12 protein-coding genes and 2 pseudogenes are annotated in these 12,737 nt (G+C 42.5%); all 14 read left to right on the top strand.

Annotation, left to right across the window (positions count from 1 at the left end):
• Window positions 1–253: 253 nt before the first annotated feature.
• The 14 genes and pseudogenes from ACFORE_RS03510 (at window position 254) to ACFORE_RS03445 (ending at window position 12,642) form a co-directional block, all read left to right on the top strand.
• On the top strand, window positions 254–913 hold the full coding sequence (locus ACFORE_RS03510) for an ABC transporter ATP-binding protein (RefSeq protein ID WP_380434989.1): 660 nt from the start codon (window positions 254–256) through the stop codon (window positions 911–913).
• Window positions 914–986: 73 nt separating this feature from the next.
• Window positions 987–1,583, top strand: coding sequence for a restriction endonuclease subunit S domain-containing protein (locus tag ACFORE_RS03505; protein ID WP_380434988.1), 597 nt, complete (start codon window positions 987–989; stop codon window positions 1,581–1,583).
• Between the two features lie 23 nt (window positions 1,584–1,606).
• Window positions 1,607–3,055 (top strand): DUF2130 domain-containing protein, encoded by a 1,449-nt coding sequence (locus ACFORE_RS03500; RefSeq protein WP_380434987.1) that lies wholly within the window; start codon window positions 1,607–1,609, stop codon window positions 3,053–3,055.
• Between the two features lie 212 nt (window positions 3,056–3,267).
• Window positions 3,268–3,537 carry a DNA methyltransferase gene (locus ACFORE_RS03495; protein ID WP_380434986.1) on the top strand — a complete coding sequence of 90 codons (270 nt, stop codon included), beginning with the start codon at window positions 3,268–3,270 and terminating at the stop codon, window positions 3,535–3,537.
• Window positions 3,521–4,210 (top strand): AP2/ERF family transcription factor, encoded by a 690-nt coding sequence (locus ACFORE_RS03490; RefSeq protein WP_235280619.1) that lies wholly within the window; start codon window positions 3,521–3,523, stop codon window positions 4,208–4,210. The genes ACFORE_RS03495 and ACFORE_RS03490 overlap by 17 nt, the downstream gene beginning before the upstream one ends.
• A pseudogene (locus tag ACFORE_RS03485) lies at window positions 4,203–4,526 on the top strand (DNA cytosine methyltransferase); the annotation flags it as partial. The gene ACFORE_RS03490 and the pseudogene ACFORE_RS03485, both read left to right, overlap by 8 nt.
• A complete protein-coding gene (locus ACFORE_RS03480; RefSeq protein WP_380434985.1) occupies window positions 4,526–5,518 on the top strand; it encodes a recombinase family protein in 993 nt (330 codons plus the stop codon). The pseudogene ACFORE_RS03485 and the gene ACFORE_RS03480, both read left to right, overlap by 1 nt.
• A gap of 124 nt (window positions 5,519–5,642) precedes the next feature.
• Entirely contained in the window at window positions 5,643–7,685 is a 2,043-nt protein-coding gene (locus tag ACFORE_RS03475; RefSeq protein WP_264879345.1) for a DUF4357 domain-containing protein, read from the top strand.
• A gap of 20 nt (window positions 7,686–7,705) precedes the next feature.
• Complete coding sequence (locus tag ACFORE_RS03470; protein WP_235280628.1) at window positions 7,706–7,990, top strand: YjcQ family protein; 285 nt, start codon at window positions 7,706–7,708, stop codon at window positions 7,988–7,990.
• Between the two features lie 145 nt (window positions 7,991–8,135).
• A pseudogene (locus ACFORE_RS03465) lies at window positions 8,136–9,053 on the top strand (type I restriction-modification system subunit M); the annotation flags it as partial.
• Window positions 9,054–9,161: 108 nt separating this feature from the next.
• Window positions 9,162–9,401: a DUF1858 domain-containing protein gene (locus ACFORE_RS03460; RefSeq protein ID WP_154454709.1), complete on the top strand. Its 240-nt coding sequence runs from the start codon at window positions 9,162–9,164 to the stop codon at window positions 9,399–9,401.
• A complete protein-coding gene (locus tag ACFORE_RS03455) occupies window positions 9,394–10,749 on the top strand; it encodes a DUF438 domain-containing protein (protein ID WP_235280630.1) in 1,356 nt (451 codons plus the stop codon). The genes ACFORE_RS03460 and ACFORE_RS03455 overlap by 8 nt, the downstream gene beginning before the upstream one ends.
• An 88-nt stretch (window positions 10,750–10,837) precedes the next feature.
• Window positions 10,838–11,719, top strand: a complete 882-nt coding sequence (truB, locus tag ACFORE_RS03450) for a tRNA pseudouridine(55) synthase TruB (protein ID WP_168260737.1) — start codon at window positions 10,838–10,840, stop codon at window positions 11,717–11,719.
• A gap of 11 nt (window positions 11,720–11,730) precedes the next feature.
• Window positions 11,731–12,642, top strand: a complete 912-nt coding sequence (locus ACFORE_RS03445; RefSeq protein WP_154454712.1) for a bifunctional riboflavin kinase/FAD synthetase — start codon at window positions 11,731–11,733, stop codon at window positions 12,640–12,642.
• Window positions 12,643–12,737 lie beyond the last annotated feature (95 nt).

Below are 12,737 nucleotides of genomic sequence, written 5' to 3'. Positions count from 1 at the left end.
TGACGTATGTTGGCTTAGCTTGCAGGGCTTTTTTTCTGCCTTTTATCAAGTGCCACGAGGGATTTCTTTAGTGTAAAATGAAAATAATTGACAACGGTTACAAAGCAGATACGATAAAATTGTAAGGGATTTCATTTTATAAAAAAACCTTGTCCCAAAAAACTTAAAGGTCAAAGGTAACATCAAGTGCTGTGAAAGGTATAAGATGCACTTGGTCAATTATATCAATCAGAAATAAAACGAGGTGAGGCAGATGGCTTATATTGAAATCAAACATTTGTACAAGCGCTACCAAACGGGCGATACCGAAATCATTGCCAATAATGACATCAATTTTACGATTGAAAAGGGCGAATTGGTCATTATTTTGGGGGCGTCTGGTGCGGGCAAGTCCACTATTTTGAATATTTTAGGAGGTATGGATAGTGGCAATGAAGGTCAGGTCTTGATTGATGGGACTGATATCGCTAAGTACAGTCCAAAAGAATTGACAACCTACCGTCGCAATGATGTGGGCTTTGTTTTTCAATTTTACAACCTAGTGCCAAATCTCACTGCCAAGGAAAATGTGGAATTGGCTTCTGAAATTGTCGCAGATGCCCAAGACGCTGAGCAGGCCTTGATTGACGTGGGTTTGGAAAAGTGGCTCAATAATTTTCCTGCTCAGTTATCAGGAGGCGAGCAGCAACGGGTGTCCATCGCGCGTGCGGTTGCTAAAAATCCTAAATTATTGCTGTGTGATGAGCCGACCAGTGGCCTAGACTACGCCCACATGGTTGAGGTGTCAAAACTGTTTAAAGCACTCAAAAAGGCTGGCAAGACTGTCTTGGTGATTAGCCATGACCAAGCCTTCAATGCCCTAACCTGTGATTACAAAATGGATTTCGCCAAATACTTACATAGAGTGGAATAGGATGTGCCTATTCCACTTTTAACTTGCCAAAAATCAGTTTTGGTATTACAATACTAAGAAGAAGGAGAATAATATGACTGAAACGATTGCAGACTATATGACTAGTTCGACAGCCAAGGTGGCTATCAAGGATGTGACCGAGCATTTCAAGGGCAAGGCCGTGTCTAGACTCGGTGATGAGGGAAATGTCGCCGTTATCAATCTCAGTGATATGACCAGCATGGGCATTGATTACGCGGCTTTGAAACGCATTGAGATGGATAAACGTGCGGTTTTGCGTTACCTTTTACAAGATGGCGACGTCTTGATTGCCTCAAAAGGGACGGTTAAAAAGATTGCTGTTTTTAGCGAGCAAAACCAGCCTGTCATCGCGTCAGCCAATATCACTGTCTTGCGTCCCACTGGCGGCGTCTTGGGTGGCTATATCAAATTATTTTTGGAATCACCGCTAGGGCAAGCCTTGCTAGATGAAGCCAATACAAGTAAGGCCGTGATGAATGTCAGCACGCAAAAACTGATTAGTATTGAAATACCAAAAATTCCGCTTGTCAAACAAACCTATTTGGTGCAACGTTATGAGCAGGGGTTGAATGATTACAAGCGAAAAATTGTCAGAGCCCAGCAAGAGTGGCAACGGGTGCGTGACGATGTTGAAAAGAATTTATTTTAAGAAATGAGTGGGGAGAAATAGAGATGAACAGTATCAAATGCCCACATTGTGGCACGGTTTTTACCATCAATGAAACAGAGTACAGCCAACTGTTGGCGCAGGTTCGCAGTCAGGAATTTGACAAGGAAATCCATGACCGTCTGGAAAAAGAAAAAGCCTTGTTGGAGGAAAAATCCAAAAATGATTTGCAGACGCAGGTGAGCGCTAAGGATAAGGAAATCGCAGAACTCAATACGCAGTTGGAGCAAGCCAAGCAAGCCCTAGCCTTGGAAAACCAACGCCAACTCAGTGAAAAAGAGCAAGAAATCGCAGCCTTAAAAGCCCAATTGGACAATGTCGCCTCAGTCAAAGACCTCGAGTTGAAACAATCTTTGAGCGAGAAAGACAAGGAAGTTGCAGATCTGAAGGCACAATTAGAAAATGTTACTTCGGTCAAGGATTTGGAATTAACCCAAGCCCTAAATGAAAAAGACAAAGAAGTGCTGGACTTGAAAAACCAGTTGGAACGTTTGGCTTTGGAAAACAAGACCAGTTTGGTGGAGGCGGTGGCGTCTGTCGAAAAAGAACGTGACGAAGCCCAGTCCCAATTAGCCTTACAAGAAAAAGAAGCGGAGTTGTCGCTTGCCTCAGTCAAAAGTGACTACGAAGCCCAACTCAAGGCAGCCAATGAGCAGGTCGAATCTTACAAGAATTTCAAAGCGCAACAATCCACCAAGGCTATCGGAGAAAGCTTGGAAGTCTATGCCGAAACAGAATTCAACAAGGTGCGCGCTATTGCCTTTCCAAATGCTACCTTTGGCAAGGACAATGAGGTATCATCAGACAGCCGTTCCAAAGGGGATTTCATTTACCGCGAAACAGACGAGAATGGTATTGAAATACTATCTATCATGTTCGAGATGAAAAACGAAGCGGATGAAACCAAGACCAAGCACAAGAACAAGGATTTCTACAAGGAATTGGACAAGGACCGCAGAGAGAAAAAATGCGAGTATGCCGTTTTGGTCAGCATGCTGGAAGTGGACAATGATTATTTCAACACGGGGATTGTGGATGTCAGCCACGAGTACGAAAAAATGTATGTCGTTCGTCCGCAATTCTTTATTCAGTTGATTGGGATTTTGCGTAATGCGGCGCTTAATTCGCTCAAGTACAAGCAAGAGTTGGCCTTGGTTCGTGAGCAACACATCGACATCACGCATTTTGAAGATGACCTTGAAACTTTCAAGCAAGCCTTTGCCAAAAATTACAATTCCGCCAGCACCAATTTCCAAAAGGCTATTGACGAAATCGACAAGTCTATTCGCCGTATGGAGGAGGTCAAACGCTTCTTGACGACCAGTGAAAATCAGCTCCGCCTTGCCAATAACAAACTAGATGATGTTTCCGTCAAAAAATTAACCCGCAAGAATCCTACCATGCGTGCTAAATTTGAGTCTCTAAAAGAGCAAAAGCCCGTTGAAGAGGACTAGTGATGTGATTTGAAAATGGTTGAAAATATGATAAAATAAAATCATTACACTAGGTTCAAGGAGAATATGAAAAATGGCTCAAAATCCCAGCCAATTAGTAAATAAAGAACTTGTCAGAAATGGCAGGTTTTTTGGTTTCATGCAAGAAGGAGGGCTCTATGTTTAGCAAAAGCGATCCTCGTTTGGTCCTGATACAAGAATACGCCCCACACATGCTAGGGACTTATCAAGACATCAAAAACTCTACTCAAGCAAATGCGATTGTATATGAACCTTTTTCAGGTAGCTTCTCGACCGGGATTGCTTGCGAGCAGCTGGGTCGTATTTGTTATGCCATGGAGCTAGATGAGAAGTTTGCCAGTGCCTCCATTCGCAGGTATGCAAAAGACTACGGTGCTGAAAATATTACGGTGGAACGTGAGGGCAAAGTTTATAAATACTCGGAAATAGTGAACGAGGTGAGTGATGATGGGGATGATTGATATTACAAATCAACAGTTCGGACGGCTTACTGCAATTGAGGTAGTGGGGCGTGGAATTGACGGCAGTGCCTTATGGCGTTGTGAATGTACTTGTGGTAAAGAAACCGTAGTTGCCGGGTATCGACTACGCAATGGACATACGAGTTCGTGTGGGAGTTGCTTAAATTATGAGCTGAAAGATGACATTGTTGTCGCAACGGATTCTTGTGGACGTCAGTTCATTTTTGACGTGGGTGACTATGAACGTGTATCTAGCTATTATTGGCATGTTGCACCTCAAGATTACGTGATGACTAATTCTAAGACCCCGTATGGTAACAGTCTGCATCGTTTTATTGCAAAGGCAAGAAAAGGTCAGTACGTGGATCACATCAATGGCAGTCCATTAGATAATCGGAAGTGTAACCTTCGAATTTGTACCAATGCTCAAAATGCATATAATCAAAAAGTCCGGAGTAACAATACGATAGGATTCAAGGGCGTAAACAAAACGCACTCTGGCAGATTTCGAAGTTACATCAATCAAAATTACCGCCAGATTAATCTTGGCGTATACGATACTGCTGAAGAAGCCGCTCTCGCATATGATGAGGCGGCTATTTTGTTGCACGGAAAATTTGCGAGAACCAATGCCATGCTAGGTTTGTTTGGTGAGGTGGCTGCCCATGAGTAATTTAACTTTAGGCAGTCTTTTTGATGGTTCGGGAGGTTTTCCACTTGGAGGATTACTTTCAGGTATCGAATCAAGGTGGGCGAGTGAAATTGAAATTTTTCCGATACGAGTTACCACGAAACGATTGCCGGGGGTAAAACACTTAGGGGACATCTCTAAAATCAATGGAGCTGAAATCAAACCTGTGGACATTATCACCTTTGGTAGCCCGTGTACTGACTTATCTATTGCAGGAAAGCGTGCGGGACTTGATGGCAGTAAGTCCTCGCTATTTTATGAGGCAATACGAATTGTTAGAGAAATGAGGATCGAAACTTGGTAGTCAACCCTGAGCAAGCCAAACTCGTCAAACGTATTTACGGGATGTTCCTTCAAGGTAAAGCTCCTCATACGATAGCGAGGATTTTGACGGAGGAGGCAGAAACCTTGACACCCGTAGGCAAGCAGAAGTGGAATCCATCCACGATTAAATCCATTCTTACCAACGAGAAATACAAGGGTGATGCCTTACTGCAAAAGTCCTACACCGTTGATTTCCTGACTAAAGAAAAGAAAGCAAACGAAGGTGAAATTCCGCAGTATTACGTCAAGGGCAACCACGAGGCCATTATCCAACCTGAGATATTTGACATGGTGCAAAAACAGATGGCTTTACGCACCAAGGGAAATAACCGTAGGCGTTCAACCAGTATCTTCTCAAGCAAACTTATCTGCGGAGACTGTGGCAACTTTTACGGATCTAAGGTTTGGCATAGCAATACCAAATATCGCAGAACCGTTTGGCGTTGTAACCACAAATATGGAAATGATGAAAAGTGTCAAACGCCACATCTGACTGAGAACGAAATCAAGGAAATCTTCATCAAGGCAACTAATCAGTTGGTTGATATTAAAGATGAGGTCATCAGCAACTATGAAGAAATGAAGGAGATGCTGTTCGGAACAGTTGAGCTTGAAAGCGAGCAAAGGCAACTTGAAGATGAGTTGAATGAAGTAGCCGGCTTAATTGAGGACTGCATCAAAGAGAATGCCCGAGTCGCACTGGACCAAGCGGAATATGAAAAACGATATAACGGCTTGGTTGAAAGGTTCGACAAAGCTAACGAACGGCTAGAGGAAATCAAGGCGCAAATCGCTGAACGCCAGGCACGAGGGCAACAAATCGAGATGTTCTTGAAAGACCTAGAGAAGGTTGGTGTAGTCAAGGAGTTTGATGATGACTTATTCCTTTCCTTGGTTGAAAGAATTGAGGTTGGAAGGGAGAAAGTGGTGGTGCGGTTCAAGGATGGTACTAAGGTGGAAGGATAAGTTAAATTTGGTTGAGGCACTTTTGTTTGAAGGCGGGAGTGCTGTTTTTGTGTTATTCAAGAAAGCGTTTATGTGATATAATATATCGGATAAGGTACTAGAGAAGGGTTAAGGAGTAGAAGAAATGGAATCAAATCCACGAAAACTATTAGATGAGTTTATTCCTGAAGCAATGGGAAAACAATTTGTTATCCCGGTATATCAAAGAAAATATACCTGGACGGTAAAAAAGCAGCTGGTTCAACTGATGAAGGATTTGGTTGGGCTTATTGAAGATGAGACGAATCAAAAACAGCATTTTTTAGGTACAATTGTTTACCTTGAAAATGTTGTGGATTATAAAACTGAGCGATCCATTGTTGATGGACAACAGCGGTTAGTGACTATGTTTTTGATTGCTCATGCGATGAAATCAATCTCTGAAAACGAGTACCGTGCAAGGGAAATCGATGAAACATATCTTCAAAATTATGCTGAGCAAGTTGGAAGTAGATACCGACAACGGCTATATCCTTCTGTGGCAGATGGGAACGATTATCTGATTATTGCAGAGGGCAGATATGATGAGATAAATAAAGACAGCGCCAGTAATATCGTTCAGAATTTTCTGTACTTGCGAACAGAGTTAAAGGATCTGGTCGAAGAATATACGTTTGATAGAGTACTATATGCACTGAAACGATTTTCTATTGTTTATATTAAATTAGATGACCGTGATAATGCACAGCAAATTTTTGAAAGTATCAATTCTACCGGTGAAAGATTGACTGCCTCGGATTTGATTCGAAACTTCATCATGATGGATAAATCTAATGAAGAGCAGACTACGCTTTATACTAAATATTGGCGTAGGTTGGAAGAAGTCTTTGATAATTCTAAAGGAATGGAAGACTTTTTCAGATACTACCTTGCTGCAATAACTGGGGAGTATTCAGCAAAGCATATTCTTTATCAAGCATTCAAAGACTATTGGCATAAAGAGCGCGAGGTATCAAGTGATGCCGAATTGCTCCAAAAATTAGTGCGATATGCTGGTTATTTTGCGAGACTTTACTATAACAAACCTGAAGGAAAATACTCAGAAGTATTGAGCGATTTCCAAAGTATGGAAAGTATGATGCCAGCACCTTTTGTTTTGGGATTATCTGAATGGTACTATCATGACCAATTTATCACTGAAGACCAATATATTGATGCGATTAAGGTAGTGAATGATTATCAGATTAGGAGATATTTTAATGGGGATGATACAAGCAGAGTGTCAAAAGCATTTCCTTCATATTTGAAAAATGTTAGGAAGTACGCTAAAGCTAATGGATATGAAAATATCGTTGATATTGTAATTTATGTTCTTGTTACTAGAAATCAATCAAATAATATGGCACTTCCATCTGACAAGGCATTGAAATCTAATCTATTGAATACCAATGCTTATGCGATGAGATTGGCCCGTTGGTTACTTGAAAAAATAGAGAATCGAGAAAATTCAGCAACACTTGATATGAGTAACTTGTCCATTGAACACATCATGCCACAGACTAGTACTTCATATTGGGAAGAGAAGGCTGGTACATCGGGGGAAGAATACACAGGATTAGTAAATACCATTGGTAATTTAACACTCGTTACAAAGCCTGATAATTCGGCCGCGGGAAATAAAGACTTTGAGACCAAAAAGAAAATCTTTGAAGATACCCTTCATATTCGTATGAATAAAGATTTGTACGAATTGACTGAGTGGACATCATCGGATATTTCTGCCAGAAGTGAAGCTCTAATCAATGAACTGATTACTATGTATCCCTATTTGAGATCGTCGGGCGACTATGAACACGATGGGAATAGGGAAATTTTCTTAGAGGCGCAAGGAATAAAGGCAACTGGGTATTTGAACGAAGACGAGACCGTGATTATACATTCAGGTTCAGAAATTTATTCTAAGATTAAAGATATTGCATCTGATTCGCTAGGTGAAACTCGCCAAGAGCTGTTGGATAATGGAATCATTGAAGAAACAATTGGGGGACTACAATTTGTTCAAGATTACACTGCCTCATCTGTTTCGAATGCAGCAGCTCTGCTATTAGGGGGTAGCCGGAATGGTTGGGACTACTGGAAAGATGATAACGGAATAAGTATTAATGATTCGCTAAGAAATAAGAAATAGAGCATAGAGGTGGTGTTAGGTTGGATAAGAACAAACTAAGATATGCAATTCTTAAATTGCGTGATGAAAAAAAGAATCCTTTTATTGAGCTTAAAGGGAAAGTTCCAGAAGAAGATATTTTAGAACAAACTAAATTTCTTTCGCGCATTGGCTTACTAGAATCCATGGTTTGGTCGGATAACACTGTTCATATCTGGGGGAGTGTTTCTCTGGAAGGGGAAAAATATTTAGTTGAAAACTCAGGTCTTGCTAAGGCGTATGCATTGGCAAAAGAAGTTAAAAATTGGATTCCATTTTGGGGCTAAGATAAGTTTTTAAACGGAGAAGGTAGCAAATCATAATTGGTTTGTTGCCTTTTTTGATTGTCCAAAAAGAAAAATGACAAAGTATAGAGATAAATGACATAGTACACGGGAAAAATGACATTGTATCACCGACAACGTCTAAATAGACCCAACTATGGGATCAGACTCACTCTTACTAAATGCTAAACGTTACAGTAAGGAAGCCTCAACCGTTCGTTACTTTGGGCAAGAGATTAACGCCTCAACCTTCAACCTCGCTCGCATGAATATGATGCTGCACGGTGTTCCAATTGAAAACCAAAAACTCCACATCGGTGACACCTTGGATAAAGATTGACCAAGCGATGAGCCGACAGACTTTGATGGTGTCTTGATGAACCCACCTTATTCTCAAAAATGGTCCGGGGACGCTGGTTTCCTCCAAGATCCCCGCTTTTCAAGCTACGGAGTTCTAGCACCAAAATCAAAAGCAGACTTTGCCTTCCTCCTACACGGTTTTTACCACCTAAAACACACAGGTATCATGGCCATCGTCTTGCCACACGGGGTGCTCTTTAGAGGAAATGCTGAGCAAAAAATCCGCAAACACCTCCTCGAAGAAGGAGCTATTGATACCATCATCGGACTACCAGCCAATATCTTCTACAACACGTCTATTCCAACGACAGTTATCATTCTCAAGAAAAACCGCACCACAAAAGATGTCTTCTTCATCGACGCTTCAAAAGAATTTGACAAGGGTAAAAACCAAAACGTCATGACTGACGAGCACATCGCCAAAATCTTGGCTGCCTATCAAGACCGCCAAGACATCGATAAATTTGCGCATTTGGCAAACTTTGATGAAATTGTTGAAAATGACTATAACCTAAACATCCCACGTTACGTGGATACCTTTGAAGAAGAGCCTGTGATCCCACTACCTGATTTGGCAGACCAATTGGCAGATACCGACAAACAAATCGCTGAAACCACAGCAAAATTAGAAAGCATGCTCACGCAATTAGTAGGGACAAACTCTGATGCCCAAAACGAATTGGCTGACTTTTTAGCAAAATGGTAACAAATAAATACTAGGTTTTTGACCTAGTATTTTTTGGCTTTCGGGATTTGGGGTTTCCTTTGGCCTATCTTGTGCTATAATAGGATGTTATAAAGGAGAGGATTTTTTATGACAAATACCATTGATTTGGCGAAACCTGTCGCCGAAATCATACAAGAACACCCTGAAGTCAAGGAGATTTTGGTGGGTTTGGGGCTCAAACCCTTGGCCAATCCAGCCATGCTGCACACGGTAGGCAAGGTTACATCCTTGAAAGCAGGAGCAAAACTAACAGGCATTTCCCTAGAAGATATTGAGCGAACGCTCATATTTCACGGCTATGATGTAATCGGAGGTGACCATGACTGACAAGCGAATCGACGTGTTAAAAGACATTCTCTTGCGTTTGCATGACGGTGCGGATGCGACTTCGGTGCAAGAGGACTTCAACCAGCATTTTACAGGCGTTTCGGCCCTTGAAATTTCCATGATGGAGCATGAGCTCATGGGGTCTGATACAGGCATTACTTTTGAGGATGTCATGGGGCTTTGCAATGTCCATGCCAATCTCTTTAAGGGAGCTATTTCAGATGTGGAGGCGCCTGACGCTGAGCAAGAAGGCCACCCTGTTTATCTCTTTAAGCAGGAAAACCTCGCCTTGCGAGCTGCCATGTTGCGCATTCGCCGCATCATTGAAAACTATGAAAAGCCTGAAAATGAGCCTTACCGTTTGGATTTGTTGAACGGTTTGCGCCATCAGATGAGCCTTCTTGGGCAATTTGATCGCCATTATACTCGCAAGGAAAAACTCTTCTTTCCAGTTATGGAGCGCTATGGGCATGACGCCCCACCAAAAGTCATGTGGGGTGTTGACGATGACATTCGTGATTTGTTCAAAACCACCCAAGCCAAACTCGACCAATTACCAAACATCAGCATTGACCAAGTTTCTGCAGCTTTTGAAGCCTTCGCCAAAGAATTTGAGGAAATGATTTTCAAAGAAGAGGCGATTTTACTGATGATTTTGTTGGAAACCTTGACGCAGGATGACTGGCTGGCCATTGCTAAGGAAAGTGATGCTTATGGCTATGCCATCATCAAGCCAACTGCAGTGTGGCAACCATACCGTGAAGCCTTTGACACACCAAAAGATCTTCAAGAAGAAACTGACAACAAAGAATCTCTTGTGGCAGAGGACCTTTCAGACACTGAACAAGTGACGCGTGTGATTGATACGCCTGAGGGACAATTGACCATTCAATTCACTCCTAAAAAGGACAAGGCAGCTGTGGACCGCACCACGACACAAGCCTTTGGCAATGGTTATTTGTCTGTTGAACAAGCCGATTTGATTCTCAATCATTTGCCGATGGAGATTACTTTTGTCAATAAGGACGATATTTTCCAGTATTACAATGACAACACTGAGCCTGAAAACATGATTTTCAAGCGCACGCCAAGCCAAATTGGTCGTCATGTGGAACTGTGTCACCCACCTCGTGTGCTGGAAAAGGTCAAAAAGATTTTCAGTCTCTTGCGCTCAGGTGAGCGTAACAAGGTGACTATGTGGTACAAGTCTGAGCGTTCAGGAAAATTTATCTATGTGACCTATGCTGCTGTCCGTGATCGAAAAGGCGATTTTCAAGGGGTGCTAGAATATGTCCAAGACATTCAAGTCTTTCGTGACCTAGATGGTGATGCTAGTCGTAACATTTAGTTTATAACACCCAAAAGGCAAGATCGACAGCTGTCCTGCTGAGTCGCGGACTTGTCTTTTCTATGTAAAAAACGGTATAATAGAAGTTATGGTTAATGGAATTATCAATTTGAAGAAAGAGGCTGGCATGACCAGTCACGATGCCGTTTTTAAGTTACGGAAATTATTACACGAGAAAAAAATTGGGCATGGTGGCACGCTTGACCCTGATGTGGTCGGTGTTTTGCCTATTGCCGTTGGCAAGGCCACGCGTGTTATTGAATACATGACCGAGGCTGGTAAGGTCTATCGTGGGCAAATTTGTCTTGGTTTTTCGACCACGACAGAGGACGCCAGTGGCGAGGTGGTGGAGAGAACACCTGTGTCGGCTGATTTAAGTCCTGAGCAGGTGGATGAGGCTATGGCAGGCATGGTGGGGGATATCAATCAGACACCGCCCATGTATTCTGCCGTTAAGGTCAACGGACGTCGTTTGTACGAATACGCGCGTGCGGGCGAAGAAGTGGAGCGCCCACACCGTCAGGTCAGCATTTACGATTTCAGGCGCACCAGCTCCTTGACCTTCAAGGATGATTGTTGTTATTTTGATTTTGAAGTGGCATGTAGCAAAGGTACCTATATCCGCACTTTGTCCGTGGATTTAGGGAAATCGCTGGGCTACGCCAGTCACATGTCCTTCTTGGAACGTCAAGCTTCAGCAGGATTGCAGTTGGATGACGCCTTGACTTTAGCAGAAATTGCGGAGAAATGTCAGGTAGACGATTGGTCTTTCTTGTTGCCGATTGAGTATGGTGTCATGGATTTGCCACGTGTGGATTTGACAGACGAGGAGGCCAAAGAGCTATCATTTGGCCGTAAAATTCCGCTAGAGCGCACGGATTCTCGATTGGCAGGCTTTTACCAAGACAAGCTAATTGCGATTCTTGAGCCTCGTGAGGACCTATACAAACCACGCAAAGTGTTTATGTGAGATAAAGACAAATGAACATCTATGAATTAAACGATTATAAAGACATCACAACAAGCCAAGATGCGGTGTTGGTTTTGGGCTATTTTGATGGGCTTCATCTTGGTCACAAAGCCCTTTTTGACCGTGCTAAAATCATTGCTAAGGAAGATAATCTAGACGTCACAGTCTTGACCTTCAATGCGTCGCCACGATTGGCCTTGAGCCGATACAGTCCGGATTTACTCTGTCAATTGACCTCTCCTGAGCTTCGTTATGACAAATTTGCGGCTTACGGTGTGGATAATTTGTACTTGACAGACTTCACGTCCTCATTTGCCAAATTGTCGTCGGATGCTTTTTTGAACTTGTTTGTCAAACCCTTGCGAGCAAAGGCCATTGTCGTTGGTTTTGATTACCGTTTTGGACATGACCGCAAAAGTGCCAGCGATTTAGCGCAGCAGTTTGACGGAGAAGTGGTGATTGTGCCAGAAGTGACGGACAAGGGCGAAAAAATCAGTTCCACTCGTATTCGTCATTTGCTGGAAACTGGGCAAGTCAAGGAAGCTAATCGTTTGTTAGGGTATGACTTTCAAACTAGCGGTTTAGTTGTTCATGGCGATGCGCGTGGGCGTACCATCGGTTTCCCAACGGCAAATCTGATTCCTCAAGACAGGGTTCTGTTGCCTCAATATGGGGTTTACGTCACAGACGCCATTGTACGTGGCAAACGCTATCGTTCCATGACCAGCATTGGTAAAAATATCACTTTTGGCGGCACAGAATTACGTCTTGAAGTCAACATTTTTGATTTCAATAGTGATATCTACGGTGAGCACATCGACGTCATTTGGTTGGAGAAGATTAGGGATATGGTCAATTTCTCAAGCATGAAAGCCCTAACAACTCAGTTGCATCAAGATAAATCCTTTTCGTTAAAATTGTGAAAAAATGGGTTTATTTTTAGAAAAACCCAAATTTCAAGTTGAAATTAGCCACCCGTAAGAAATTCACTCGGCGACTTGTAGTCCAAGCATTTTTT

Origin of the sequence: Streptococcus alactolyticus, assembly GCF_042649785.1 — a bacterium.
In the GTDB taxonomy this organism is placed as follows: Bacteria; Bacillota; Bacilli; order Lactobacillales; family Streptococcaceae; genus Streptococcus; species Streptococcus alactolyticus.
The sequence above is the reverse complement of the archived record's forward strand: the minus strand, read 5'-3'. Positions and strand labels throughout refer to the sequence as shown.

Excerpts from the sequence above, each read along its gene's own strand:
- ACFORE_RS03510 (WP_380434989.1), top strand. The coding sequence starts at position 254 with ATGGCTTATATTGAAATCAAACATTTGTACAAGCGCTACCAAACGGGC.
- ACFORE_RS03505 (WP_380434988.1), top strand. The coding sequence starts at position 987 with ATGACTGAAACGATTGCAGACTATATGACTAGTTCGACAGCCAAGGTG.
- ACFORE_RS03500 (WP_380434987.1), top strand. The coding sequence starts at position 1,607 with ATGAACAGTATCAAATGCCCACATTGTGGCACGGTTTTTACCATCAAT.
- ACFORE_RS03495 (WP_380434986.1), top strand. The coding sequence starts at position 3,268 with ATGCTAGGGACTTATCAAGACATCAAAAACTCTACTCAAGCAAATGCG.
- ACFORE_RS03490 (WP_235280619.1), top strand. The coding sequence starts at position 3,521 with ATGATGGGGATGATTGATATTACAAATCAACAGTTCGGACGGCTTACT.
- ACFORE_RS03475 (WP_264879345.1), top strand. The coding sequence starts at position 5,643 with ATGGAATCAAATCCACGAAAACTATTAGATGAGTTTATTCCTGAAGCA.
- ACFORE_RS03460 (WP_154454709.1), top strand. The coding sequence starts at position 9,162 with ATGACAAATACCATTGATTTGGCGAAACCTGTCGCCGAAATCATACAA.
- ACFORE_RS03455 (WP_235280630.1), top strand. The coding sequence starts at position 9,394 with ATGACTGACAAGCGAATCGACGTGTTAAAAGACATTCTCTTGCGTTTG.
- truB (WP_168260737.1), top strand. The coding sequence starts at position 10,838 with ATGGTTAATGGAATTATCAATTTGAAGAAAGAGGCTGGCATGACCAGT.
- ACFORE_RS03445 (WP_154454712.1), top strand. The coding sequence starts at position 11,731 with ATGAACATCTATGAATTAAACGATTATAAAGACATCACAACAAGCCAA.